The organism is Burkholderia sp. BCC1640 (assembly GCF_902833125.1).
GTDB classification, from domain to species: domain Bacteria; phylum Pseudomonadota; class Gammaproteobacteria; order Burkholderiales; family Burkholderiaceae; genus Burkholderia; species Burkholderia diffusa.
In genome coordinates this window covers 57,858-84,489 of the sequence record NZ_CADFEF010000023.1, presented here as the reverse complement: position 1 = coordinate 84,489, position 26,632 = coordinate 57,858, and the positions used below count along the sequence as shown (strand labels likewise).

Below are 26,632 nucleotides of genomic sequence, written 5' to 3'. Positions count from 1 at the left end.
GTCGCGCGGGCCATCGCCCGCGCCCGCCTGCCGCTCAATGCGAATGACTCGGCACGTCGGCACCGCGCATGCCGACCAGGAAGTCGAGGTCGCACCCCTCGTCGGCCTGCAGCACGTGATCGATGTACAGCCGCGCGTAGCCGCCCTTGCCGAGCTGGCCGGCCACGCCGGGCGCCGCGGTCGGATCGACGTCCGACAGGCGGCGCTGCAGTTCGTCATCCGTAATGTCCAAATGCAGCGTGCCGGCGTCGCAGTCGAGTTCGATCCAGTCGCCGTTGCGCACGGCGGCCAGCGGCCCGCCCGCGGCGGCTTCCGGCGCGACGTGCAGCACCACCGTGCCGTATGCCGTGCCGCTCATCCGTGCATCCGAGATCCGCACCATGTCCTTGACGCCCTGGCGCAGCAGCTTCGGCGGCAGCCCCATGTTGCCGACCTCGGCCATCCCCGGATACCCGCGCGGCCCGCAGTTCTTCAGCACCAGCACCGAGCTGGCATCGACGTCGAGCGCTTCGTCGTTGATCGTCGCCTTGTAGTGATCGAGATTCTCGAACACCACCGCGCGGCCGCGATGCTTCAGCAGCTCGGGGCTCGCCGCCGACGGCTTCAGCACCGCGCCGCGCGGCGCGAGATTGCCGCGCAGGATGCAGATGCCGCCGTCCGCGATCAGCGGCCGGTCGAGCGGGCGGATCACCTCGTCGTCGTAGTTCGGCGCTTCGCGCACGTTGTCCCACAGCGACTTGCCGTTGACCGTCAGCGCGTCCGGGTGCGGCAGCAGCCCGCCTTCGCCGAGCCGGCGCAGCACGGCCGGCAGCCCGCCTGCGTAATAGAACTCCTCCATCAGGAAGCGCCCGGACGGCATCAGGTCGACGATCGTCGGCGTGTCGCGGCCGATGCGCATCCAGTCCTCCAGTTCGAGCGGCACGCCGATGCGGCCCGCGATCGCCTTCAGGTGGATGACCGCGTTGGTCGAGCCGCCGATCGCCGCATTCGCGCGGATCGCGTTCTCGAACGCGGCGCGCGTCAGGACCTTCGACAGCACGAGCCCTTCGAGCGCCATCTCGACGATGCGGATGCCGGACATGTGCGCGAGCACGTAGCGGCGCGAATCGACGGCCGGAATCGCGGCGTTGTGCGGCAGCGCGACGCCGAGCGCCTCGGCCATGCACGCCATCGTCGACGCAGTGCCCATCGTGTTGCAGGTGCCGGCCGAGCGCGACATGCCGGCCTCGGCCGACAGGAAGTGGTGCAGGTCGATCTCGCCCGCCTTCAGCGATTCATGCAACTGCCACACGGCCGTGCCCGAGCCGATGTTCTTGCCTTCGAGCTTGCCGTTCAGCATCGGCCCGCCCGACACGACGATCGCCGGCACGTCGCAGCTCGCCGCGCCCATCAGCAGCGCCGGGGTCGTCTTGTCGCAGCCGGCGAGCAGCACGACCGCGTCGATCGGGTTGCCGCGGATCGCTTCCTCGACGTCCATCGACGCGAGGTTGCGCGTGAGCATCGCCGACGGCCGCAGGTTTGATTCGCCGTTCGAGAACACCGGGAACTCGACCGGGAAGCCGCCGGCTTCCGAGATCCCGCGCTTCACGTGCTCGGCGAGCTTGCGGAAGTGCGCGTTGCACGGCGTCAGTTCGGACCACGTGTTGCAGATGCCGATGATCGGCCGACCATCGAACTCGTGATCGGGGATGCCCTGGTTCTTCATCCAGCTCCGGTACATGAAGCCGTTCTTGTCGTTCGTGCCGAACCATTGGGTGGAGCGCAGCCTGGGTTTTGTTGCCGACATCGTCAGTCCTGTGGTGACGGGATACCGGCGCAGTCTAGGCAGAATTTTGATAACTGGCTAATGACGTTTTAGGCGATTACGATATCGAATCCGATATCGATATAAACCCGTACGATGCAAGAAGCCAGCCCGTGGGGAAACCGCAACCGCCTGAAGACCCGCCAGCTCCTGCTGCTCGTCGCGCTCGCCGACGAAGGCAGCATTCACCGCGCGGCGGCCGCGCTGAACATGACGCAGCCGGCCGCGTCGAAGCTGCTGCGCGAGCTCGAGGAATCGATCGGCGCGGTGCTGTTCGAGCGGCTGCCGCGCGGGATGCGGCCGACGCTGTATGGCGACGTGCTGATCCGGCACGCGCGCGCGGCGCTCGGCAGCCTCGACCAGGCGCGCGAGGAACTGGCCGCGCTGAAGGCCGGCCATCTCGGGCACGTGGCGGTGGGCGCGATCACATCGCCGGGGCTGCGGCTCGTGCCGCCGGCCGTCGCCGCGGTGAAGGGCACACATGCGAACGTGCGCGTGTCCGTCGCGATCGACACGAGCAACGCGCTGCTCGAACACCTCGCGCAGGACAGGCTCGACATCGTGCTGGGCCGGCTGTCCGCCGAACACGACAAGCTGCACCTGCGCTACGAGCCGCTGACCGGCGAGCCGGTCGCCGCGGTCGTGCGGCCCGGCCATCCGCTGCTCGCGCAGGCGCCGCTGTCGCTCGCCGACGTGCAGCGCGCCGCATGGGTGATGCCGCCGGCCGGCAGCGTGCTGCGCCACCGCTTCGAGCTCGTGTTCCAGCGCGCGAGCCTGGCACCGCCCGCGAACGTAGTCGAGACGGCCGCGCTGCTGTTCATCACGCAGCTGATCGAGCAGAGCGACATGATCGCGGTGCTCGCGGAAGATGTCGCGCTGTACTACGCGCGGCACGGGATCGTCTCGGTGCTGCCGCTGGAGATGGATTGCCGGATGGACGATTTCGGGATCATCACGCGCACCGACCGGCTGCATTCGCCGGCTGTCGAGGTGATGGCGGACGCGATTCGGGCGGCGGCGAGGGAGGTTTACGGGGTCGGGGTGTAACGCGGAGGCCTCTGGTTCGCGTGGGCCGCGTGCCCGTTGAAGGGCTCCTTGCGAGTACGGTGAAGGCATGCATTTTTCCTTTATCGTTAACGGTCTATGCATTGCGTGTCTGCGCGTACTGATTCCAGAAAAAGAAAAGGGGCCGCGCGGCCCCCTGGTCTCATCGTTGACGCAACAACCCCTTAGCTAGCTGCCGCATGCCTGAAGCGTCGCGCTCAGTGTAGAAATTCCGGCTCCGCCTTTTTAGCCTGCACTACGATCTACGCTGACAGAGCCGTCCTGACGACGTTCTGAACCGGCGGCCCCCACGCCTGAACCAATGCCGCCCGCGATTGCGCACGGGCGGCGCTCCAAACCCTGCTACCCACACCCCTCCTGCATACTGAACACCGCCCAAGGTCCATCGTGCTCGGAAGGCTCACGACACACACCCAGCCGCGCTATGGCCGTCTGATACAGGCGGTCGAATCCTGCTTCACCCAACTCGTCTACCCTCTCCAACTCATCCTCATAGTGGCGCAGACCAAGCGCTTTCCACTCGTCGCGCATGAAGTCAAACGCCCACCGACTGAATGACAACGCGCCCCCTTCTGAATCTTCAGGAATCGGGCCTCTGAGGCTTTGGCTTGTGAGTTCGTCGCGGGGATTCTGAGGCCGTCAGCAGCCTGCTAAGGTAGCTGGAGTGATGTACGTCGCATTGGGCAAGCGAAGCTCGCCGGCCCGTGGGAAAAAGTCACATGGAGGCGGGTATATCAATGGCTTTTGAACTGGGTTTGATTAAGTGGGACAAGCCGAGGGCGGTTCGCTAAAATTCTATCCATCAGGGATGGCGGTAAATTGAAATACGACCCATCTCCGTCCTCACCTCCCCTTTGAAACTGCACGCAATCCCTCCCCCAGAATAAATCCGGAACCGGTGAGTCAAAAGTTGTTATTGCCAAAATTTTGCCGGTTTTGTTGTCGTAAAGTCTGGCGACAAATGCATAGTCGACAATGTTAAACGGTTGCTTGCTAAACCGCTCATAGGTTGAGTCGCACAATGTGGCATAGTATTTATTATCCGGGGAAATTGATTTTTTGCAGTATTTCCCAATCGGACTTCTATCAAACCCCCACATGCAACATGCCCATACGCCTACGGCGACAAATAATATTGCTTTGCTCGGTTTCATAGGAAGACACGAATTGGTTTATCCAGGCGAATAAATTTCTTTTCTGAAAACAGAATGAAGTCCCCACCTCGCCCATGCTTTTTCTGCCATGCCCTGAAGTCGCTGTTGTGGACCGGATAGTAAAGACTGCCTTTTTTCCTTGTGTCTCCGAGGGCGACGGGATAATCGAGATATGGGACGCGAGAAGATAACGAGCCAACGAAAGCGTACGGGACTACAATGATTCCGTTTTCACCCCAGTGGCCCAAGTACTGCGATGGGTCCCCATCCTTATCCTCAAAGGTATAACCATCTCTTACATAGACCCAAATGGCATTTACTTCGACACATCGACTCCGACTATACTCGTCAATGTAGAAGTTTGCTTGCGCAACTGCCGCATATAGGTTGAAACTCCCTAACGCAGCAAACAAATCGTCCGGAACGCCTTTGTTTTCTTCGCTGAAGCGAATAAACGATTTTAGCTTATCTCCCAGGGCTCCGTCGACAGATGCGAATTGAAATTGGAACAGTTTGTGCAACAATCGAATATCATCTTTAAATACTTCAGATGTTGCAAAGAAAGTATAGCGGCCGTAGTACGCAGACAATTCACCCCTTAATTTCCCGCGCGCTCTTTCTGAATAAATTCCGATTTCAATCAACTGATCGTACTTTTCTTTCGCTCTCCGATGCTTCAAAACCCAGTCCAGCTTAACGATTGAGTAGTCATACATGTCATCAGCATAGGGTTTCCCGTTCTGGTCGATCGCAAATCTTTGATTATTCGAATCGGTTGAATAATTGAGCCTACCCGCAAACCATCGCTCCATGAGTTTTGCCCCGATCGGCATCATTTCCCCGCGCATGGCCGCAGGAATCTCCTGAATGTCGAAGGGTGGAACGGTCGGTTTGACCTGGACCGGGGGCAAAGGCTTGGGCTGCTTTGGCGGATCGGGGGTATCCAGCCATTTCTTGAATCGCGAAAAAGCGTTACCAATCCTTTCGAAGTCGTCGACCATCTTGTCCAACGAATCCCGCTTGGGTGCCGGATCCGGTTTGGGTGCCGGTGGTTTGGGCGGCTCTGGGGGTAACCGCGGGGCCATGTCCATCGAGAGCTTGGCCTTATGCACGATGCGCGCGCCGTCCCGTTTTCGCCATCGCCAAAGCATTTTGTTGATTTCGTAGTAGGACAGTAACTCTGACATGTGCTCTCCAAAAATCCAGCGAAGGGGCTAGGTTAGGTTTGAGTTTCACTCGCGGGCTGCTGTTCTTGCAAGCCGAATACCTTCACCTCACTTCAGCACATTTGCGTACAGAATACCTCTCACTCTCAATGCCACCTGACTATTGTTTTTATTTCCACACACAACCGACTTTTGAAATAATCGGTCTTTATTTAATTGTCAGCCCCGGCTTTTCCAACAAAAAAAGTCCGCTCTCGACAGCCAGAAGTCACACCAGTGGGTAACGTGCACTGGCCCCTCCGAATCGCGCACTGTTCCACCACGTTCTTAACCATCTGCACAAGCATGGCGCGGGCACCAACTGCACGCTTCAACCCCGCTTGCGCGCGCTCGATCAACAGGTCGCGCCCGAATTCCGCCACGGCACCCAACACGCCCATCGTCACCTTGCCCGCAGCGCTGGTCAAATCTACGCCGCCCAAAGCAAGTCAATGGACACGCACACCCATACCGTCCAGCTTTTCGACCGCTGCTCGCACATCCATAGCATTACGGCCCAAACGATCCAGCTTCGTTACGATCAACACGTCGCCCGATTCCATACGATCCACCAATCGAGCGAAGCCCTTGCGTTCCATTGCCACCACGCTTCCCGAGCCACATGAGCCACGTATAGAAGCGCGCGCGCTCGGGCGCACCGAGCGCCGGCGCAAGCCGTCGCGCCGGATGCGTATCGGCCAGATGCAGGCAAATCGCGTCGGTCTCGTACAGCACGAGGTCGCCGTCGACCAGCACCGGAATTAGCTCGTTCGGATTCAGCGCGAGGTACTCGGGCGACTTGTGCTGGTCGCGCGTGCGGGCGACGAGCGCCAGCTCGAACGGCTTGCCGATTTCTTCCAGCACGAAATGAGGCGCCATGCTCGTGTTGCATGGATAGTAGAAAAGCCTCAACGACTTCTCCCCGGCGTGCGTCAGGCGGCAGCGAACTCGATCACCGGTTCGCACCGGATCGGGAAATTCACCGAATTCGCCACATAGCACTTCGCATGCGCGTCATGATGCAGCCGCTCGGCCAACTCGCGATCGTCGCCCGCGAGGATCGTCACACGCGGGTGCAGCACGATTTCGGTGAAGCTGCCCGGCTCGGGGCTGTCGAGCATCGTCGCTTCGGCGTCGTCGACATACGCGAGCACGCGGATGCCCGCATCGGAACACAAATGCAGATACCAGAGCTTGTGGCACGCCGATACCGACGCCAGCAGCAGGTCTTCCGGATTCCAGCGCGCCGCGTCGCCGCGGAACGCCGGATCCGACGAGCCCGGAATGTCCGGCTTCGAACCCGCGCGGATCACATGATCGCGGCCGTATTCGCGATACCCCGACGTACCGGTTCCCCGGTTGCCGGTCCACTCCACTGCCACGCGGTACTTGTGTTCGCCATGCGCCATCTCGCTCTCCTCTGCTGTCGGAACGTGAAGCCGCCATTGTGGCACCGGAATGTCGTTTGGTATACCATTATTCCAAAATGAGGAACCCGGAAGCATGGAAGCCAGACCCGATTCCACGGCGGACGCCGTGGCCGCATCGTTGCGGGAGATGATCATCAACGGCGAGTTGCAGGCAGGTGAGCGGCTCGTCGAGCGCGACCTCGCCGAGCGCTTCGGAATCAGCCGGATTCCGATGCGCGAAGCGATCCAGCGTCTGGAGCGCGAAGGCTTGCTGGACATCTTCCGCAATCGCGGCGCGGTCGTGCGGATGCTGAGCGCGTCCGACGTGCAGGAAATCTACGACATGCGCGCGCTGCTCGAAGGCGATGCGATCTACCGCAGCGTGAAGCGGCTCGACGACGAAACGCTCGCGCGTGCCGAACTCGTGCACCGGCTGCTCGGCGAATCGAACGCGCCGCGCCGGCAAGGCGAACTGAATCGCGAATTCCATGCGTTGCTGTATTCGTGCTGCGGCAACGCGCGGCAGTTGAAGGCGATCGCGGAACTGCGCAGCCAGGTCGAGCGCTACGAGCGGCTGCAAGCCACGTTGCTCGCGGATACGCCGTCGTTCCAGGTCGAGCACGAAGACATCCTGCAAGCATGCCGAGAACGCAATGCACGTGGCGCGCGCGCGATGACAGTCGCGCATCTCGATTCGGCCCGGCGCATCGTGATGCGGCTCGTCGAAGGCGGGTGACGCCGGCGGGCGATCCGGCCCGGCCTCGTCATTGCGTCCACCGGTTCACGGCTCGCCCCATGTGCAGCTTCCAAGCCGCGCCCGGTACCGGAAAAACTCGCGCCCCCGTCGACGTCTACGCCTTCGTGCGCCGTCCCGGCGCCGCGCCCGTCGTACCCCTCACCACCAATCGCGGCACCGGCGCCGTCCGCACGCGCGATGCATCGTCGATGTGCCCGCCCGCCTCGCGCAATGCGTTGAGCAGTTCGACCGCGAGCCCCGCGGCCTCGGCGGTCGGGATCGCAACGGTCGTCAGCGTGGGACGCGTATCGCTGGCCAGATGAATATCGGTGATACCGACGATCGACAGATCGTCGGGCACGCGCCGGCCGCGATCGGCCGCGGCGTGCAGCGCGCCGATCGCGGGCAGGTCGTTGGTCGCGACCAGCGCGGTCAGCTCCGGATGCGCGTCGAGCAGCCATCCCGCCGCGCGCACGCCGCCTTCGATCGAATCGGGTTCGGCCGCGACGATCGACGCGTCGAGCCCGGCTTCGCGCATCACGTCGACGAAGCCGTCGTAGCGCGCCGCCTGCACGCCGCTCGCCGAGCCGCCGACGATCACGCCGATCGTCCGATGCCCGAGCTCGAGCAGATGCCGCGTCGCGATCCGCCCCGCCTCGCGGAAATCCACGGCCACGCACGGCAACCCTTCGGGCGGCGCATCGGGCCGCTCCCACAGGCACAGCACGACCGGCACGCCGCGCCGCGCGACGTCGACGAGATCCGGCAAATGCAGGTTCGCGTTGGTCACGAGAATGCCTTCGGAAATCGTGCCGGCGATCTGGTCGAGATACGCGCGCCCCTGCAACGGATCTTCGTTGGTATTGCAGACGATCAGGAATTGCCCGTTGCGGCGCACCGCGCGTTCGACCGCGAGCGCGAATTCCGGATAAAACGGGTTGGCGATGCTCGACACCATCAGCGCGACCGTCGGCGCGCGCCCTTCCGCCAGCGCCCGCGCGGCCAGATGCGGCCGGTAGCCGAGCGCCTGCACGGCGTCGAGCACCCGCGCCCGCGTGGCTTCGCCGACCCGGCCGCGGTTGCGCAGCACGTTCGAGACCGTCGCGGCCGTCACGCCGGCGCGGCGGGCCACTTCATCGAGTGTCGCCATGATGTGTCCACTATATGAGATGCCGATCCAGTATTTGCTTCGCTCACCGAAGCGGCGCACTATCGCCGCACACCCTGCCGCCCGATCAACGGGCACGGCTCGGCCACGATCGCTATCGGCGCTTTTTTTGATCACGATGGTTAAGCGCTTAAGCATCGATGAGAGCGCATTAGAACATGGAGCGGAGACAATGGCGAGCATCTCGATGCGGCGCGTGCAGAAAGCCTACGGCGAGCACGCGCCGGTCATTCGCGACGTCGATCTGGAGATCGGCGCGCACGAGTTCTGCGTATTCCTCGGTCCGTCCGGCTGCGGCAAGTCGACCCTGCTGCGGATGATCGCGGGCCTCGAGGACCTGAGCGACGGCGAGCTCTCGATCGACGGCCGCCGCGTCGACGACGTGCCGGCCGCCGAACGCGGCGTCGCGATGGTGTTCCAGAGCTACGCGCTGTTTCCGCAAATGACGGTCTACGAGAACATGGCGTTCGGGCTGAAGCTCGCGCGCGTGCCGAAGGCCGAGATCGACCGGAAGGTGCGCGACGCCGCGCGGATCCTGCAGCTCGACACGCTGCTCGAGCGCAAGCCGAAGGCGCTGTCGGGCGGCCAGCGGCAGCGCGTCGCGATCGGTCGCGCGATCGTGCGCGAGCCCGGCGTGTTTCTGTTCGACGAACCGCTGTCGAACCTCGACGCGGCCTTGCGCGGCCAGACGCGCATTGAGATCGCGAAGCTGCACCGGCAGTTCGAACGCGCGAGCGTCGTCTACGTGACGCACGACCAGACCGAGGCGATGACGCTCGCCGACAAGATCGTGCTGCTGCACGCCGGCGCGGACACCGCGCGGCACGGCAGCATCGCGCAGGTCGGTGCGCCGCTCGACCTCTATCACCATCCGGCCAGCCGCTTCGTCGCCGGCTTCATCGGCTCGCCGCGAATGAACTTCCTGCCGGCCATCGTCGTCGCCTGCGACGCGCAGCGCACGATCGTCACCGTCGTGCCGTCCGGCGAAACCTTCACGCTGCCGCGCGACGGTTCCGTGCTCGCGGTCGGCGCGGCCGTCACGCTCGGCATCCGCCCCGAACACCTGACGCTCGGCGCCGCGCACGACGCAACCACGCTCGCGCGCGACGTCGTGCTCGTCGAGCGCCTCGGCGAGCAGACCTACGTGCATCTCGACCAGCCAGGCGGCACGCCGCTGATCGCGAAAGTGCCCGGCGATGCGCCGTTGCGTCGCGGCGAGCGCGTGCACGCGCATGCGCCGGCCGCGGCCTGCCACCTCTTCACCGAAGACGGCCGCGCGCTGCCCGCGTGCGCCGACCTTCCCGTCCACCATTACGCATAAGGATCGGCATGCGCCTCGGAGTCTGTTACTACCCGGAACACTGGCCGGAATCGATGTGGGCCGACGACGCCCGCCGGATGAAGGCGCTCGGCATCGCGCAGGTGCGGATCGCCGAATTCGCGTGGAGCCGCATCGAGCCGTCGCCGGGCGAATACGACTGGGGCTGGCTCGACCGCGCGGTCGACGTGCTCGGTGCGGCCGGTCTCGAGATCGTGATGTGCACGCCCACCGCGACGCCGCCGAAGTGGCTCGTCGACCGTCACCCCGACATCCTCGCGATCGGCGCGGACGGACGGCCGCGCACGTTCGGTTCGCGCCGCCACTACGACTTCTCGTCGCCGACCTATCTCGACGCGTCGCGCCGCATCTGCACGGCGGTCGCCGAACGCTACGGCCACCACCCCGCCGTGCGCTACTGGCAGACCGACAACGAGCTCGGTTGCCATCAGACGGTCGTCAGCTACTCGCCCGCCGCGCTCGTGCGTTTTCGCGCATGGCTGCAGGCGCGCTACGGCACGATCGATGCGCTGAACCGCGCGTGGGGCACCGTGTTCTGGAGCATGGAGTATCGGCATTTCGACGAAGTCGACGCGCCGGTCGGCACCGTGACCGAAGCGCATCCGTCGCACCGCCTCGACTATCGGCGCTTCGCGTCGGACGAAGTCGCACGCTATCACCGGATGCAGGTCGACGTGATCCGCGCCCATTCGCCGGGCCGCCCCGTCGCGCACAATTTCATGCAGCTCTTCACCGAGTTCGATCACTACGAGGTCGCGCGCGACCTCGACGTCGCGACGTGGGACAGCTATCCGCTCGGCGCGCTCGAGGAGCAATGGTTCGCGCCCGACGTGAAGGCGCGCTGGCTGCGCACCGGCCATCCGGATTTCGCGTCGTTCAATCACGACCTCTATCGCGGCATGTCGAAGCTGCCGTTCTGGGTGATGGAGCAGCAGCCGGGGCCCGTGAACTGGGCACATTGGAACCCCGCGCCGCTGCCGGGCATGGTGCGCCTGTGGAGCTGGGAAGCGTTCGCGCACGGCGCCGGCTGCGTGTCGTACTTCCGCTGGCGGCAGGCGCCGTTCGCGCAGGAGCAGATGCATGCGGGCCTGCATACGCCGGACGATCGACTCGACGAGGGCGGCCGCGAAGCACAGCGCGTCGCGCACGAGATTGCCGCCGTGATCGACGCCGGCGCCGATGCCGACGCGAACGGCGCCGTGCGTGCGCCCGTCGCGCTCGTGTTCGACTACGAAGCGAAGTGGCTGTTCGACGTGCAGCCGCAAGGCGCCGATTTCCACTACCCGCGCTTCGCGTTCGAGTACTACTCGGCGCTGCGTTCGCTCGGCCTCGACGTCGACATCATTTCCGCGCGTGCGCCGCTCGACGGCTACCGGCTCGTCGTCGTGCCGCCGCTGCCGATCGTGCCGGACGACTTCGCGGCGCGGCTCGCCGCATCGGGCGCGCATGCGGTGTTCGGGCCGCGCACCGGTTCGAAGACCATCGACCTGCAGATTCCGCGGACGCTGCCGCCCGGCCCGCTCGCCTCGATCCTGCCGATGCGCGTGTGGCGCGTCGAATCGCTGCGGCCGAACGTGACCGAGCGGATCGACGGCACGCTGCGCGACGGCTCGCCGCTCAACGGCGACGCACGCCACTGGCGCGACCTCGTCGAGCTGCACGACGACGCACGCAGCGTCGTGCGTGCACGCTTCGCCGACGGTCATCCGGCCTGCGTGTCGCACGGCACGCTGCATTACTGGGCCGCGCTGTTCGACGATGCGACCACCGCGCGCCTGTTCGCCGACGTCGCGGCCGAAGCCGGCCTGACACCGTCGCCGCTCGGCGACGGCGTGCGCGTAAGCCGGCGCGGCGGCCTGACCTACGTATTCAACTACGGCAGCACGCCGCACACGATCGATGCGGTGCCGCCGTCCGCGTTCGTGGTCGGCGCCGCGCAGGTCGAGCCGCAAGGCGTCGCCGTGTACCGAAGCCGTTCGTAGCAACCGCCCCCGGCGCCGCGACGCGCCGGTCAAGCACAACGACACACAGGAATGGAGACATACATGACACATCGCCCCCTTCGCGTCGCCGCCCGGCTTGCGACCGCCGCCGCCATCGCGTTCGCTTCGTTCGGCGCCACGGCGCCGGCCGACGCGGGCACGCTGACGATCAACATCGCGTTCAAGGGCGCCAGCCAGCGCGCGGTCTGGCAGTCGACGCTCGAGGCGTTCCACAAGGCCCATCCCGACATCGACGTGAAGCCCACCTTCGTCGACGAGGAAGCGTATAAGGTGCAGCTCCCCGCATGGCTCACGACCGTCGCACCCGACGTCGTGAACTGGCACGCGGGCGAGCGGATGGCGTACTACGCGAAGCGCGGGCTGTTCGAGGACCTGAGCGGCGACTGGGCGAAGAACGGCTGGGGCGCGATGTACGCGTCGACGCGCGACGCATCGTCGTACAACGGCAAGCAGTACGCGGCGCCGACCGTCTATTACTCGTGGGGGCTGTTCTATCGCAAGGACCTGTTCCGCAAGGTCGGCATCGCGGACGAGCCGAAGACCTGGGACCAATTCCTCGACGCATGCAAGAAGCTGAAGGCAGCCGGCATCACGCCGGTCGCGGTCGGCGGCCGCGACGCGTGGACGCTCGCCGGCTGGTTCGACTATCTCGACCTGCGCCTGAACGGCAATGCGTTCCACCAGCAACTGATGGCCGGCGACGTGCCGTACACCGACCCGCGCGTGAAGAAGGTCTACACGACGTGGAAATCGCTAATCGATTCGGGCTACTTCATCGACAACGCGCTGTCCTACGATCTCGACGGCGCGCAGCCGTTCCTGTTCCAGGGCAAGGCCGCGATGATGCTGATGGGTACCTTCATCGCCGCGGGCTTTCCGCCGAACGTGAAGCAGGAAATGGGCTATTACCGCTTCCCGATCATCGACCCGAAGGTGCCGACCGCCGAGGACGGCCCGGTCGAATCGCTGCACATCCCGACCAAGGCGAAGAACAAGGCCGACGCGCATACGTTCCTCGCGTTCGTCGAAACGCCCGAGATGGGCGCGAAGCTCGCGGAAGGGCTCGGCTCGCTGTCGGCCAACAGCAAGTCGCCGGAACCGGCCGATCCGATCTCGCGGATCGGCTTCCGGATCCTCGCCGATACCCGGGGCGGCGTCGCGCAGTTCTACGACCGCGACATGACGAAGGAAATGGCCGACGAAGGGATGAAGGGGATGCAGCAGTTCCTCGCGAATCCCGCGCAGCTCGATACCGTGCTCGCGCAACTCGAGCAGACCCGCAAGCGGATCTACAAGAAGTAACCGCGTGACCCCTGCGGCGGCCCCGTGCCGCCGCGTCCGTCCAGGAGGCTTGCCGTGTCCAGTCCGATCACGTCCAGACCCGTCGAAACGCCTGCCGCACCGGCCGCCGCCGCGCCGCCGGCCGGCAGGTCGCCCGCCGCACTGCGCGCGCGTCGCCCGTCGCCGGCCGTGCGGCGGCAACAGCGCGCCGCGTGGCTCTTTCTCGCGCCCGCGTGCGCAATGGTTGCCGTCTATGTGATCTGGCCGATCCTGTCGACGCTGTGGCTGAGCCTCTGCAACTGGGACGGGATGACCGAGCGCACGTTCGTCGGTCTCGCGAACTACGCCGAGCTGCTGCACGCACCGACGTTCTACACCGCGCTGCGCAACAACGTGATCTGGCTCGCGCTGTTCATGCTCGCGCCGCCGCTCGGCCTCGCGCTCGCGCTGTACCTGAACCAGGCGGTCGCCGGCATCCGGCTCGTGAAGTCGCTGTTCTTCGCGCCGTTCGTGTTGTCGGGCGTGGTCGTCGGCCTGATCTTCTCGTGGTTCTACGATCCGACCTTCGGGCTGCTCGCGCTGATCGCCGGACACGGCATCCCGGTGCTCGGCGATGCGCGCTACGCGACGTTCGGCATCGTGTTCGCCGCGCTGTGGCCGCAGACCGCGTACTGCATGATCCTGTACCTCACCGGCCTCACGTCGGTGAACCCGGAACAGATCGAAGCGGCGCGGATGGAAGGCGCGCGCGGCTTCGCGCTGCTGTGGCACGTCGTTCTGCCGCAGTTGCGGCCGACCACGTTCATGGCGATCGTCGTCACGGTGATCGGCGCACTGCGCAGCTTCGACCTGATTTCGGTCATGACGGGCGGCGGCCCGTTCGAAAGCTCGACCGTGCTCGCGTATTACATGTACGACCAGGCGATCAAGTACTACCGGCTCGGCTATTCCGCGGCGATCGCGGTCGTGCTGTTCGCGATCATGCTCGTCTACATCGTGTTCCAGTTGCGCCGCATGCTGCGCAACGAGCAGTGACCTGACCTTCCGGGGATGCCTTCATCATGTTTCCGACACCCGTTGCCCACTGGAAGCCGGTATCGCGCCGGCTGTACAAGCTGTCGCTGCCCGTCGCGCTGGTGATCTGGCTGCTGCCGATGATCGCGGTGTTCGTCACGTCGGTGCGCTCGACCGAGGAACTGGTCGAAGGCCACTACTGGGGCTGGCCGCGACACTTCTCGATGATCGAGAACTATCGCGACGCGCTGACCACGTCGCCGATGCTGCATTACTTCTGGAACAGCGTGCAGATCACGGTGCCGTCGGTGCTCGGGTCGATCGCGCTTGCCGCGATGGCCGGGTTCGCGCTGGCGACTTACCGGTTTCGCGGGAATGCCGCGTTGTTCGGGACGTTCGTCGCGGGGAATTTCGTGCCGGTGCAGGTGTTGATGATTCCCGTGCGGGATTTGTCGCTCAGGCTCGGGGTATTCAATACGGTCGAGGCGTTGATTCTCTTTCACGTCGCGTTCCAGACGGGGTTCTGTACGCTGTTTCTGCGGAATTTCATCAAGCAGTTGCCGTTCGAGCTGATCGAGGCGGCGCGGATCGAAGGCGCCGGCGAATGGACGGTGTTCTGGCGGATCGTGTTGCCGTTGATCCGTCCGGCGTTGGCGGCGCTTGCGATTCTCGTGTTCACGTTCGTCTGGAACGACTACTTCTGGGCGCTGTGTCTCACGCAAGGCGACGAGGCCGCGCCGATCACCGCGGGGGTGGCAGCGCTGAAGGGACAATGGACGACATCGTGGAACCTCGTCTCGGCCGGGTCGATTCTCGCCGCGTTGCCGTCGGTCGCGATGTTCTTCGCGATGCAGAAACATTTCGTCGCGGGGCTGACGTTCGGGGCAACCAAAGGTTGAATTCGCCCTGACCGCCGATCGCGAATTCGGATCTCCCCCTCTTCATCGAGAGGATTGCCCGCTTCGGCGGGCTTTTTTGTTCTGATGGGGCCTGTGTTCACGTCAGGGCCAAATAGACCATACCCACCTCGGCAATCCCCAAAGAACCTGCGCGGATACGCCCTACCTAAACGCTCCCCGCCCCTTTCTCCCTCAACCGCGCATCCACCGCGCCGATATTCTTCTCGTGCGCGACCAGCATCAACGACAGCGCGTGATGAATATCCGGATCGGCGAGCGTCGGCAGCAGCGCTTGCAGCTTGCGCACGACCCACCGCTGTCCGCGATTCAAAAACGCCATCCGCTCGGCCAGATCATCGATCGCCATCGCCTTTTCATGGAACGCGCCGGTCGCGCGCGTCGGTGTCGCGCCGAGCGTGCGTATCGCATCGACCAGCACGCTGCACCAATGCGCCTCGTCCTGTCGGATATGCGCGATCAGCCGATGGAGTTCGGGATCGTCATTGACCTCGGCCGCCGTCTCCGACGCAACGCGTGCACCCGCGCGCTCCGCCTCCAGCAATTCGTCGAGCGCCGCGAGCAATGCCGTGCGGTCCTCATTCACCTCGCCCGTCGGTGAGACCGCCGCACCTTTCTCGACGATCGCCGCCGCGTCGCGCACGATCCGGCGCAGCACGTCGCCGGCCGATTCGATCGCTCGAATTCGCCCGGCCCCCGTGCCCGCATACAACGCCATCGCCTCGACATCGCCGGTCATCGTACGCAACGGCGAGTCTGTACTGAACAGATAAATCGGCCGCCCCTCCTCGTCACCGATCACGACGCGCTCGTCGTTGAACGGATCACCGCGCTCGCCACGCGTCACGCTCGACGGCAGCACACGAACCCGCGCACCGCGCGGCCAGTTGATGTGAAAGATGTCGGTCAACAACGTGTCGCCTTCACGCGCATCGACGATCCGCTGCTGGTGATACGCATGCGCGAATGATTCGTGCGTCGCGATAAACGCCGTACCCATCACCGCCCCCTGCGCGCCGAGCGCCATCGCGGCGGCCACGTCGGCGCCGTCGACGATCCCGCCCGCCGCGAGCACCGGCAACCGCGTCGCGCGAATCACTTCAGGCAGCAATTCGGCCAACGGCCGATCACCACGCACGTGGCCGCCAGCCTCGCGCCCCTGTGCGATCAGCGCCTGCGCCCCGGCCGCCTCGGCCGCGCGCGCATCGTCGAGCGAGCCCACCTGATGAACCACCCGCACGCCCGCATCGCGCAGACGCCGCACGACGGCCGGCATCACGTCCCAGAACAACGCAACGGCCGGCACACGCAGTTCGATACACGCATCGATCTGCGCATCGAGCAACTCGGGCGGTGTCGAGGCGGGAATCAGGTTGACGCCGAATGGCCGCTCGGTGGCCGCGCGCACCTGTTCGACCTCGCGCCGGATCAACGCGACCGGCTCGCGCACCATCCCGAGAAAACCAAACCCGCCGGCGGCGCTCACCGCACTCGCGAGCTCCGCCCGCGCGACGCCGCCCATGCCCGCAAGCACGATCGGCCATGCACAGCCGAGCAGGTCGCAGACGGGGCGATGCAGGATCTGGACGGCGCGAGCCTCGGCCCCGTCGCCATGCATCGGAATCGACATGCAGCGTCCTCCTTCAAGGATTGGCGGCGCGTCACGGTCAACCGCGAAGGCGCGTGTCGCGCCAGGGCGAAACGGGTCGTGTCGGGCCACGCATCGAATGCATCAGGTTGTGACATATTCGACCGTCAGGCCGCAGGGTCAGCGCGATATTCCTGATACACGTCACGGCGCCCACGGCCACGCCGGGTCAAGCGGCTCAGGTCCACCCTTCGAGGCGCAGCGTCGAGCGCACGAGCCGCTGCTCCTCCGCTTCGATCTCGCGCAGATAATCGACGCACTGCCGGATATGCTCGCTCGCGGCCTTGCGCGCCTGGTCGGGCAGCCGCCCGGTCACCGCGTTGTAGAGCCGCGCGTGCTGGCGGTCGATCTGCTTCTTCAGCGGCTCGCGGTGATAGAGATTGTTCACCGACGCGAACACGGAACTGAGCAGCAGATCGGTCAGCGATTGCAGCGTGTTGACGAGCACCGGATTGTGCGACGCCTCGCAGATCGCGAGATGGAACGCATGGTCGAGCTTCGCGCGCGCGGCCGGATCGAGATCCTGCGCGTCGGCCGCGGTCATTTCCTCGTATCGGCGCTTGATCAGGATGAAGTCGGCGGGCGTGCCGCGCAGCGCGGCGAGCCGCGCGGCTTCGGTCTCGAGCATCCCGCGCACTTCGAACAGGTCGTACAGCGTGCGCGGCTGCGAGCCGAGCAGATGCATCATCGGCGAGACTTCGCGCTGCGGGGTCAGGCTCGCGACGAACGACCCCTTGCCGTGCGTCGTGTCGATGATCCCGCGCGCGCGCAGCAGCTTCATCCCTTCGCGCACGGCCGTGCGCGACACGCCGAGCTTCTCGGTGAGCCGCCGCTCGGACGGCAGCGCTTGCCCGGCCTTCAGCACGCCATCGACGATCAACTGCTCGATCCGCTCCGCGACGACGTCGGCGACATTGCGCGCCGGTGCTTGTCGATCCTGCTTTTCCATACTGGTATGACCACTTCTGGCGAATGTTGTCGATTTTCTCACAAACCCTTGTGTGGATTGGGTTTTATGTCTTGATCGAGTCCTCACGAAAGGCACGCCTCGAAAAACTGGTATGACCACGCCAGCAACGTCTGGACACGTGCCGGCCTCCCGCCAAGAATGCGGTCCATCCGGCGCGCCGCGCATCCCGCGGCCGCCTGCATGGTGAAGAGGGTGGAGACGGGAGACACACGATGAGTTTCACCTACGACGAACGCATCGACGGCCCGCTGGCGACCGTCGACCGCGACACGCTCGTCGCCGCGCTCGACGCGGCGGCGCCCGGCCTCGACGTGCTGCACGAACGCGAGGCGCTGAAGCCGTTCGAATGCGACGGCCTCGCCGCGTACCGCACGGTGCCGCTCGCGGTCGTGCTGCCCGACACGGTCGAGCAGGTGCGCGCGGTGCTGCGCGTCGCGGCCGCGCACGGCGTGCCGGTCGTCGCGCGCGGCGCGGGCACGGGCCTGTCGGGCGGCGCGATGCCGCTCGAAAAGGGCATCCTGCTCGTCATGTCGAAGTTCAACCGGATTCTCGGGATCGACGCCGATGCCGGCATCGCGCGCGTGCAGCCCGGCGTGCGCAACCTCGCGATCTCGCAGGCCGCGGCCCCGCACGGCCTCTACTACGCGCCCGATCCGTCGTCGCAGATCGCATGCTCGATCGGCGGCAACGTCGCCGAAAACGCGGGCGGCGTGCACTGCCTCAAATACGGGCTGACGGTGCACAACATCCTGAAAGTCGAGATCCTGACGATCGACGGCGACACGCTGACGCTCGGCGCCGACGCGCTCGACGCCCCCGGCTTCGACCTGCTCGCGCTGTTCACCGGCTCGGAGGGGATGCTCGGCATCGTCACCGAGGTGACGGTGAAGCTGCTGCCGTTGCCGCCGAGCGTGAAGGTGCTGATGGCGAGCTTCGACGACGTCGCCGAAGCCGGCGCGGCGGTCGCGCGGATCATCGGCGCGGGCGTGATTCCCGGCGGGCTCGAGATGATGGACAACCTCGCGATCCGTGCGGCCGAAGACTTCATCCACGCGGGCTATCCGGTCGACGCGCAGGCGATCCTGCTGTGCGAACTCGACGGCGCGGCAACCGACGTCGACGAAGACACCGAACGCGTCGCCGCGCTGCTGCGCGACGCCGGCGCGTCGGAAATCCGCGTCGCGCGCGACGAAGCGGAGCGTCAGCGTTTCTGGGCCGGCCGCAAGAACGCGTTCCCGGCGGTCGGCCGCATGTCGCCCGACTATTACTGCATGGACGGCACGATCCCGCGCCGCGAACTGCCGCGCGTGCTCGAAGGGATCGCCTCGCTATCCGCCGAATATGCGCTGCCGGTCGCGAACGTGTTCCATGCGGGCGACGGCAACATGCATCCGCTGATCCTGTTCGACGCGAACCGTCCCGGCGAGCTCGACCGCGCGGAGGCGCTCGGCGGCAGGATCCTCGAGCTGTGCGTCGCGGTGGGCGGCAGCATCACCGGCGAACACGGCGTCGGGCGCGAGAAGATCAACCAGATGTGCGTGCAGTTCAACGCCGACGAAATCACGTTCTTCCACGCGGTGAAGGCCGCGTTCGATCCGCGGCGCCTGCTCAATCCCGGCAAGAACATTCCGACGCTGCATCGCTGCGCCGAATTCGGCGCGATGCACGTCCATCACGGCAAGCTGCCGTTTCCCGAACTGGAGCGCTTTTGATGCGACGCGAACGCGAACCCGAATCGATCGACGACAGCGCAGCGCTCGTCGCGCAGGTCGACGCCGCGATCCACGATCGCCAGCCAGTGCACATTCGCGGCGCGGGCACGAAGGCGTTCGTCGGCCGCGCCGTCGAAGGCCGCACGCTCGACGTGCGCACGCATCGCGGCATCGTCGCGTACGACCCGACCGAACTCGTCATCACTGCGCGCGCGGGCACGCCGCTCGCCGAACTCGACGCGATGCTCGACGCGGCCGGCCAGATGCTGCCGTGCGAGCCGCCGACGTTCGGCGGCTCGGCCACCGTCGGCGGGATGTTCGCGGCCGCGCTGTCGGGGCCGCGCCGCCCGTGGGCGGGCGCGGTGCGCGACTTCGTGCTCGGCTGCCGCGTGATCACCGGCCACGCGAAACATCTGCGCTTCGGCGGCGAGGTGATGAAGAACGTCGCGGGCTATGACGTGTCGCGGCTGCTTGCGGGCAGCTTCGGCTGTCTCGGCGTCGTGACGGAGGTGTCGCTGAAGGTGCTGCCGAAGCCGCGCGCGACCGGCGATCTCGCGTTGCCGCTCGCCGCCGCCGAAGCCGTGCAGCGCGTCGCCGAATGGCGTCGCGCGGGGCTGCCGCTGGCGGGCGCCTGCCACGCGGACGGCGTGCTGCGGGTGCGCCTCGAAGGCGGCGAGGGCTCGGTGAAGGCCGCGCGCGACACGATCGGCGGCGCGCGCATGGACGATCGCGACGACGGGTTCTGGGCACGGCTGCGCGACCTGTCGCTGCCATTCTTCGACGATCCGCGCCCGCTGTGGCGCGTGTCGGTGCCAGCCGCCGCGCCGCTCGATTCGCTCGCCGGCGCGCTGCTCGTCGACTGGGGTGGCGCGCAGCGCTGGCTGAAAACCGACGCCGCACCGGCCGACGTGCAGCGGTTCGCCGCGCAGTGGGGCGGCCACGCGACCTGCTTCACGCCCGGCACGACGTCCGAGCCGTTCCAGCCGCTGCCGCCCGCGCTGCTGCGCGTGCATCGCCAGCTGAAGGCGCAGCTGGATCCGCATGCGATTTTCAATCCCGGCCGCCTGTACGCGGACGTCTGAACGCCAACCCGACTTCGAACCGCCGATGCAAACCAATCTCAGCGAAGCCAGCAAGGCCCTCGACCGGGCCGACGAAGCGGAAGCGATCCTGCGCGCGTGCGTGCACTGCGGCTTCTGCAATGCGACCTGCCCGACCTACCAGGTGCTCGGCAACGAGCTCGACGGGCCGCGCGGACGCATCTACCTGATCAAGCAAATGCTCGAGGGCGAACCGTGCGGCGAGCGCACGCAGCAGCATCTCGACCGCTGCCTGACCTGCCGCAACTGCGAGACGACCTGTCCGTCCGGCGTGCGCTATCACACGCTGCTCGACATCGGCCGCGCGGAAGCCGAGAAGCGCGCGCGGCGTCCGGCGCGCGAGCGCCTGCTGCGCGCCGGCCTGCGCCACGTCGTGCCGCGGCCGGCGACCTTCGCCGCGCTGCTGAAGGCCGGCCGCGCGCTGCGCCCGCTGCTGCCCGGCACGCTGCAGGACAAGATCCCGGCCGCCGTGCCCGCCGCCACGCCGCGCCCGCCTGTGCGCCATGCCCGGCGCGTGCTGATGCTGGAAGGCTGCGTGCAGCCTTCGCTGTCGCCGAACACGAACGCGGCCGCCGCGCGCGTGCTCGACCGGCTCGGCATCGGCGTGACGCCCGCGCGCGAGGCCGGCTGCTGCGGCGCGACCGAATATCACCTGAACGCGCAGGAGGCCGGGCTCGCACGCGCACGCCGCAACATCGACGCGTGGTGGCCCGCGATCGAGGCCGGCGCGGAAGCGATCGTGCTGACGGCGAGCGGCTGCGGCGCGTTCGTGAAGGAATACGGCGACCTGTTGCGCTCCGACCCCGTCTATGCCGACAAGGCGCGGCGCGTCAGCGCACTCGCGCGCGATCTCGCGGAAGTCGTCGCGGCCGAGCCGCTCGACGCGCTGGCCGATGCGACGCAGCGCCGCGTCGCGGTTCATTGCCCGTGCACGCTGCAGCACGCGCAGCGGCTCGGCGGCGCGGTGGAAAGCATCCTGACGCGGCTCGGCTTCGATCTGACGAATGTCGCCGACAGCCATCTGTGCTGCGGCTCCGCCGGCACCTACGCGCTGACGCAGCCCGAACTCGCCACCAGACTGCGCGACAACAAGCTCGACGCACTCGAAGCCGCGCGGCCGGACCTGATTGTCACGGCCAACATCGGCTGCCAGACTCACCTGAACGGCGCGGGCCGCACGCGCGTGCGCCACTGGATCGAGCTCGTCGACAACCGACTCGTCAACTGACCGCTGATTCCGGAGGAACGCCATGAAAACGAAGCCCGAACTCGAACTCGCCGACGTCGACCGCATGCTCGCCGCCGCCCGCGCGGAGGCCGAGCGTCATGGCTGGGCCGTGTCGATCGCCGTCGTCGACGACGGCGGGCACCTGCTCGCGTTCGCGCGCCTCGACGGTGCATCGGCGGCCAGCGCCTGCATCGCGCAGGACAAGGCGCGCGCGGCGGCGCTCGGCCGTCGCGAGACCAAGGCGTATGAGGATATGATCAACGGTGGCCGCACGGCGTTTCTGAGCGTGCCGCTGACGGGGTTGCTCGAAGGCGGCGTGCCGGTGACGGTGAACGGCCGCATTGCGGGCGCGATCGGCGTGTCTGGCGTAAAGTCCGAACAGGACGCGCAGATCGCCCGCGCCGGCACACAAAGCGTCGCGGCATAACCAGCCAAGCCGCGCGCGATTTTTTCCCCGGGAGGAATCACGATGATCGACCAAGCAGGACTGCAAGTCGCGCCAGCGCTGAGCCAGTTCATTGAAAACGAAGCACTGCCGGGCACCGGTATCGACAAGGCCGCCTTCTGGAGCGGTTTCTCGGCCCTGGTGCACGATCTCGCACCGCGCAACCGCGAACTGCTCGCGGAACGCGACCGCCTGCAGTTGGAACTCGACGCGTGGCATCGCGCGCACCCCGGCCCGGTGCGCGACCATGCCGCGTATCGCGCGTTCCTCGAACAGATCGGCTACCTCGTGCCGGTCCCGTCGAACGTTGCGGCAGCCACCGCGAACGTCGACAGCGAGATCGCGACGCAGGCCGGCCCGCAGCTCGTCGTGCCGCTGTCGAACGCGCGCTATGCGCTGAACGCCGCGAACGCGCGCTGGGGCAGCCTCTACGACGCACTGTACGGCACCGACGCGCTGCCCGAGGACGGCGGCGCCGAACGCACCACGGCCTACAACCCGACGCGCGGCCAGCGCGTGATCGACTACGCGCGTAACGTGCTCGACAACGCGGCGCCGCTCGCGAGCGGCTCGCACCGCGATGCACTGCGCTATCGCGTGGAGGACGGCCAGCTCGCCGTCGAAACCGGCAAGGGCGTCGTGCACCTCGCGCAGCCGGCGCAGTTCGTCGGCTACCAGGGCGCGGCGGGCGCACCGTCCGCGATCCTGCTGAAGCACAACGGCCTGCACCTCGAGATCCAGATCGACGCGTCGACCCCCATCGGCCGCGCCGATCTCGCGAACGTGAAGGACGTCGTGCTCGAAGCCGCGGTCAGCACGATCATCGACTGTGAGGATTCGGTCGCGGCGGTCGACGCCGACGACAAGGTCCAGCTCTATCGCAACTGGCTCGGCCTGATGCAGGGCACGCTGGTCGAGGAAGTCGCGAAGGGCGGCAAGACCTTCACGCGCCGCCTGAACGCCGATCGCGAATACACGACGCCGGCCGGCGGCACGCTGACGCTGCACGGCCGCTCGCTGCTGTTCGTGCGCAACGTCGGCCACCTGATGACCAACGGCGCGGTGCTCGACCGCGACGGCAACGAGATTCCGGAAGGCATCCTCGACGGCGTCGTCACGGTGCTGTGCTCGCTGCACGACCTGAAGGCGAAGCGCAACTCGCGCACGGGCTCGATCTACATCGTGAAGCCGAAGATGCACGGCCCGGTCGAAGTCGCGTTCGCCGACACGCTGTTCGCGCGCATCGAGGACCTGTACGGCCTGCCGCGCAACACGCTGAAGATGGGCATCATGGACGAGGAGCGCCGCACCAGCGTGAACCTCGCCGCCTGTATCGCGGCCGCCGCCGCGCGCGTCGCGTTCATCAACACCGGCTTCCTCGATCGCACCGGCGACGAGATGCACACCGCGATGGAGGCGGGCCCGATGATCCGCAAGGGCGACATGAAGTCGTCGGCGTGGATCCAGTCGTACGAGCGCAACAACGTGCTCGCGGGCCTGTCGGCCGGCCTGCGCGGCCGCGCGCAGATCGGCAAGGGCATGTGGGCGATGCCGGACCTGATGCACGCGATGCTCGAGCAGAAGATTGCGCATCCGCGCGCCGGCGCGAACACCGCGTGGGTGCCGTCGCCGACCGCCGCGACGCTGCACGCGCTGCACTACCACCTTGTCGACGTGCAGGCCGTCCAGCAGGAACTCGAGAAGACGCCGTATGTGAGCGAACGCGACGCGCTGCTCGAAGGCCTGCTGACCGTGCCGGTCGTCGAACGCGCCGAGTGGAGCGAGGCCGAGATCCTGAGCGAAGTCGAGAACAACGCGCAGGGCATCCTCGGCTACGTCGTGCGCTGGGTCGAACAGGGTGTCGGCTGCTCGAAGGTGCCGGACATCCACGACGTCGGCCTGATGGAAGACCGCGCGACGCTGCGCATCTCGAGCCAGCACATCGCGAACTGGCTGCGCCACGGCGTGATCACCGAGGCGTTCGTGCTCGACGTGTTCAAGCGGATGGCGCGCGTCGTCGATCAGCAGAACGCCGGCGATCCGAACTATCGCCCGATGGCGCCCGGCTATGACCAGTCGACGGCATTCCAGGCCGCGTGCGCGCTGGCGCTGCAGGGCACGTCGCAGCCGAGCGGTTATACCGAGCCGCTGCTGCATCGGTTCCGGCTCGCGTACAAGGCGCAGCAGCACGGCGCGTAAACCCTTGCATGCGGGCTTTCCCGCATGCGGTTTCGCAAAACGGGCGGCCATCGTGGCCGCCCGTTTTCATCTGCGAATTCACGCAGACATCGAAATCGATAATCGGTCCGTCTCGCACCGCTTCAAGTTCCTGCTTCACCGGCCGTTAAAATTGTTAAACCGGCGACCGTGGAATGCGCGCCGCGCCGCCCCTGGCGCAAAGCCTTGCACCGCAACGCTCCACGCGCGATTGGCAAGTATTGGCCACGGCGATAATTTGATCCGGATCAACGGTCCGCAACATTCTCCGCGTATACAAATACGCGCGTTATACTCGGAACAATCCGCGCCGCTCGATTAGTCGGATCGTTGAATCGCGGCCAGTCCTCCTGGTGAATGGAGCGATTTTTGCGGTTTATCCGACCGCAATCATCGATGATCGGCTCCGGTTCTCCGGTCGATCGGGCGGCGTGCGCATCGGAGACCGCGCACCGGATCGCCGCCGGCAAATCATACGAACAATCGCATCGGCCCGCCGCCTGGCGGCGATGCCCATCGATCCACGGACCATGGCAGAAACCGACTACGCAATGCCCAGCGAATCCGGCTTGACGGGCCGCATCGCCGCGCAATTTCGCCGGTTCCTGCTGCCGCACCTGATCTTCTATTCAGGGCTGCTGATCGCGCTGCTCCTGTTGCTGCTGTGCGCCATCGTGCTGTACGAAGGCCGCATCGACGCACGCGATCGCGCGCGCACCACCCAGCAGAACATCGCGCTGATGGCGTCGTGGGACATCGAGCGCAACATCGAGATCTATTCGCTGTCGCTGCAGGCGGTCGTCGACGGCTCGAACGATCCCGCGGTCGCCGCGCTGCCGATGTCGCTGCGCCGCCAGGTGCTGTTCGACCGCGCGACGACGGCCAAATACCTCGGCGGCATCTACGTGCTCGACGCGAACGGCGACATCGCGGTCGACGGCATGAGCGATGTGCCGCGCAAGGCCAACTTCAGCAACGAACCGTATTTCACGGTGCACCGCGACCACCCGAACGTCGGCCTGTACGTCAGCGATCCGTACCATTCGCGGCTGCGCGGCGGCTCGCTGAGCATCGCGCTCAGCCGGCGGATCACGCGGCCCGACGGGTCGTTCGGCGGCGTCGCCGTGATGTCGATCCGGCTCGAATATTTCCAGAACCTGTTCTCGCGCCTGGCGCTCGGCGATCGCGGCTCCGTCGCGCTGATCAACACCGACGGCCGGATGGTCGCGCGCAAGCCGTACGATCCGGCGATCGTCGGCCGCGACATCAGCAAGGCCAGCACGTTCCGTCACTTCATGACCGCGAATGAGGGCAGCTTCGCCGATACCGCGTCGATCGACGGCGTGCGCCGCCTGTACGTGTTCCGGCATCTCGAAAATCTGCCGCTGATCATCATGGTCGCGCGCTCGGAAGCCGACACCTACGCCGCGTGGTACGACCGCGCGATCCCGATCGGCTCGGCGATGGCCATGCTCGCGCTCGGCTTCGTCGGCTTGTCGCTGCTGCTCGACGTGCAACTGCGCAAGCGTCACCGCGCGGAAACCGAACTGCAGGCGCTCGCGCGCACCGACGGCCTCACCGGCCTCGACAACCGTCGCATGCTCGACGTCACGCTCGAGCGCGAATGGCGCCGCGCGGCACGCTCGCAGCATGCGTTGTCGCTGCTGTTCGTCGACGTCGATCACTTCAAGCGCTACAACGACACGCAAGGCCACCAGGCCGGCGACGACGCGCTCGCCGCGGTCGGCCGCTGCATCGCCGGCTGCCTGCGGCGCCCGGCCGACTATGCGGCCCGCTACGGCGGCGAGGAGTTCGTCGTCGTGCTGCCCGACGTCGATACGCCCGGCGCCGTGACGATCGCCGAAGCGATCCGCACCGGCATCCTCGATCTCGGCATCCGGCACGCCACGGGCTCGTCCGACTGCCTGACCGCGAGCATTGGCGTGACGACCTGCTATCCGGAGCGCGACGACAGCATCCAGGCCGCGCTGAAGCTCGCCGACGACGCGCTGTACCGCGCGAAGGAACACGGGCGCAACCGGGTCGTCGTGCAGACGGCCGTGAGCGTCGATCGCACGCCGCGGCGCGCCTGAGCCACGGCAGGCCGGCAGGCCGTCGCCGGGCCTTCCGATCGCCCGCGGGCGAAATCGCCGACAATGTCGGCTCGCCGCCGCCGCGCGACAGACACATGCGCCGGCCGGCCCGCGCCCGCTTCAC

Annotated in this window: 19 protein-coding genes and 2 pseudogenes; 13 read left to right on the top strand and 8 right to left on the bottom strand. The window is 66.4% G+C overall.

Translation table 11 applies throughout. From position 1 onward, the window contains the following. Nucleotides 1-34: 34 nt before the first annotated feature. Nucleotides 35-1,786, bottom strand: coding sequence for an IlvD/Edd family dehydratase (locus HWX25_RS23420; protein ID WP_059528963.1), 1,752 nt, complete (start codon nucleotides 1,784-1,786; stop codon nucleotides 35-37). A 114-nt stretch (nucleotides 1,787-1,900) separates the two neighbouring features. On the opposite strand from HWX25_RS23420, the gene HWX25_RS23415 reads away from it, so the two are divergent. Next, the gene (locus HWX25_RS23415; RefSeq protein ID WP_175910787.1) at nucleotides 1,901-2,851 is read left to right on the top strand and encodes a LysR family transcriptional regulator; all 951 of its coding nucleotides are present in this window, start codon (nucleotides 1,901-1,903) and stop codon (nucleotides 2,849-2,851) included. Between the two features lie 1,168 nt (nucleotides 2,852-4,019). Here the strand turns inward: HWX25_RS23415 and HWX25_RS23410 are convergent. The 4 genes and pseudogenes from HWX25_RS23410 to HWX25_RS23395 all read right to left on the bottom strand — a co-directional run bounded on the left by HWX25_RS23410 (nucleotide 4,020) and on the right by HWX25_RS23395 (nucleotide 6,637). Beyond that, nucleotides 4,020-5,210, bottom strand: coding sequence for a DUF6402 family protein (locus HWX25_RS23410; RefSeq protein ID WP_175910784.1), 1,191 nt, complete (start codon nucleotides 5,208-5,210; stop codon nucleotides 4,020-4,022). Nucleotides 5,211-5,551: 341 nt separating this feature from the next. After that, a pseudogene (locus HWX25_RS33505) lies at nucleotides 5,552-5,845 on the bottom strand (recombinase family protein); the annotation flags it as partial. Beyond that, a pseudogene (locus tag HWX25_RS23400) lies at nucleotides 5,844-6,164 on the bottom strand (glutathione S-transferase N-terminal domain-containing protein); the annotation flags it as partial. The pseudogenes HWX25_RS23400 and HWX25_RS33505, both read right to left, overlap by 2 nt. Continuing rightward, nucleotides 6,161-6,637 (bottom strand): OsmC family protein, encoded by a 477-nt coding sequence (locus HWX25_RS23395; RefSeq protein WP_175910782.1) that lies wholly within the window; start codon nucleotides 6,635-6,637, stop codon nucleotides 6,161-6,163. The pseudogene HWX25_RS23400 and the gene HWX25_RS23395, both read right to left, overlap by 4 nt. A 94-nt stretch (nucleotides 6,638-6,731) precedes the next feature. Between HWX25_RS23395 and HWX25_RS23390 the strand changes: the two genes are divergently transcribed. Then, nucleotides 6,732-7,373 (top strand): GntR family transcriptional regulator, encoded by a 642-nt coding sequence (locus HWX25_RS23390; RefSeq protein ID WP_175910780.1) that lies wholly within the window; start codon nucleotides 6,732-6,734, stop codon nucleotides 7,371-7,373. A gap of 115 nt (nucleotides 7,374-7,488) precedes the next feature. Here HWX25_RS23390 and HWX25_RS23385 read toward each other — a convergent pair whose 3' ends face one another. Then, nucleotides 7,489-8,523 carry a LacI family DNA-binding transcriptional regulator gene (locus HWX25_RS23385; RefSeq protein WP_059818491.1) on the bottom strand — a complete coding sequence of 345 codons (1,035 nt, stop codon included), beginning with the start codon at nucleotides 8,521-8,523 and terminating at the stop codon, nucleotides 7,489-7,491. Between the two features lie 190 nt (nucleotides 8,524-8,713). On the opposite strand from HWX25_RS23385, the gene ugpC reads away from it, so the two are divergent. The 5 genes from ugpC (at nucleotide 8,714) to HWX25_RS23360 (ending at nucleotide 15,077) form a co-directional block, all read left to right on the top strand. Next, entirely contained in the window at nucleotides 8,714-9,862 is a 1,149-nt protein-coding gene (ugpC, locus tag HWX25_RS23380; RefSeq protein WP_175910778.1) for a sn-glycerol-3-phosphate ABC transporter ATP-binding protein UgpC, read from the top strand. 8 nt (nucleotides 9,863-9,870) lie between these two features. Next, the gene (locus HWX25_RS23375) at nucleotides 9,871-11,862 is read left to right on the top strand and encodes a beta-galactosidase (protein ID WP_175910775.1); all 1,992 of its coding nucleotides are present in this window, start codon (nucleotides 9,871-9,873) and stop codon (nucleotides 11,860-11,862) included. A 63-nt stretch (nucleotides 11,863-11,925) separates the two neighbouring features. After that, nucleotides 11,926-13,185, top strand: coding sequence for an extracellular solute-binding protein (locus tag HWX25_RS23370; RefSeq protein ID WP_175910773.1), 1,260 nt, complete (start codon nucleotides 11,926-11,928; stop codon nucleotides 13,183-13,185). Nucleotides 13,186-13,239: 54 nt separating this feature from the next. Next, nucleotides 13,240-14,199 carry a sugar ABC transporter permease gene (locus HWX25_RS23365; protein WP_059689227.1) on the top strand — a complete coding sequence of 320 codons (960 nt, stop codon included), beginning with the start codon at nucleotides 13,240-13,242 and terminating at the stop codon, nucleotides 14,197-14,199. A 26-nt stretch (nucleotides 14,200-14,225) separates the two neighbouring features. Next, on the top strand, nucleotides 14,226-15,077 hold the full coding sequence (locus HWX25_RS23360) for a carbohydrate ABC transporter permease (RefSeq protein WP_039318652.1): 852 nt from the start codon (nucleotides 14,226-14,228) through the stop codon (nucleotides 15,075-15,077). Between the two features lie 166 nt (nucleotides 15,078-15,243). Here the strand turns inward: HWX25_RS23360 and HWX25_RS23355 are convergent, their stop codons facing one another. Both HWX25_RS23355 and glcC read right to left on the bottom strand, forming a co-directional pair. Next, nucleotides 15,244-16,725, bottom strand: coding sequence for a nitronate monooxygenase (locus HWX25_RS23355; RefSeq protein ID WP_175910771.1), 1,482 nt, complete (start codon nucleotides 16,723-16,725; stop codon nucleotides 15,244-15,246). 196 nt (nucleotides 16,726-16,921) lie between these two features. Next, on the bottom strand, nucleotides 16,922-17,692 hold the full coding sequence (gene glcC / locus HWX25_RS23350; RefSeq protein WP_059604673.1) for a transcriptional regulator GlcC: 771 nt from the start codon (nucleotides 17,690-17,692) through the stop codon (nucleotides 16,922-16,924). Between the two features lie 233 nt (nucleotides 17,693-17,925). Here glcC and glcD point away from each other — a divergent pair, with 233 nt between their 5' ends. From glcD to HWX25_RS23320, 6 genes are all read left to right on the top strand, one after another. Further along, entirely contained in the window at nucleotides 17,926-19,425 is a 1,500-nt protein-coding gene (gene glcD, locus HWX25_RS23345; RefSeq protein WP_175910769.1) for a glycolate oxidase subunit GlcD, read from the top strand. Continuing rightward, nucleotides 19,425-20,507 carry a glycolate oxidase subunit GlcE gene (gene glcE, locus HWX25_RS23340; protein WP_175910767.1) on the top strand — a complete coding sequence of 361 codons (1,083 nt, stop codon included), beginning with the start codon at nucleotides 19,425-19,427 and terminating at the stop codon, nucleotides 20,505-20,507. The genes glcD and glcE overlap by 1 nt, the downstream gene beginning before the upstream one ends. A 25-nt stretch (nucleotides 20,508-20,532) precedes the next feature. Then, the gene (glcF, locus tag HWX25_RS23335; RefSeq protein ID WP_175910765.1) at nucleotides 20,533-21,753 is read left to right on the top strand and encodes a glycolate oxidase subunit GlcF; all 1,221 of its coding nucleotides are present in this window, start codon (nucleotides 20,533-20,535) and stop codon (nucleotides 21,751-21,753) included. Nucleotides 21,754-21,775: 22 nt separating this feature from the next. Next, a complete protein-coding gene (locus tag HWX25_RS23330; RefSeq protein WP_175910763.1) occupies nucleotides 21,776-22,180 on the top strand; it encodes a heme-binding protein in 405 nt (134 codons plus the stop codon). Nucleotides 22,181-22,222: 42 nt separating this feature from the next. Continuing rightward, nucleotides 22,223-24,397, top strand: a complete 2,175-nt coding sequence (locus tag HWX25_RS23325) for a malate synthase G (protein WP_175910761.1) — start codon at nucleotides 22,223-22,225, stop codon at nucleotides 24,395-24,397. Between the two features lie 548 nt (nucleotides 24,398-24,945). Continuing rightward, nucleotides 24,946-26,508 (top strand): sensor domain-containing diguanylate cyclase, encoded by a 1,563-nt coding sequence (locus HWX25_RS23320; protein WP_175910759.1) that lies wholly within the window; start codon nucleotides 24,946-24,948, stop codon nucleotides 26,506-26,508. The last annotated feature ends 124 nt before the right edge of the window (nucleotides 26,509-26,632 follow it).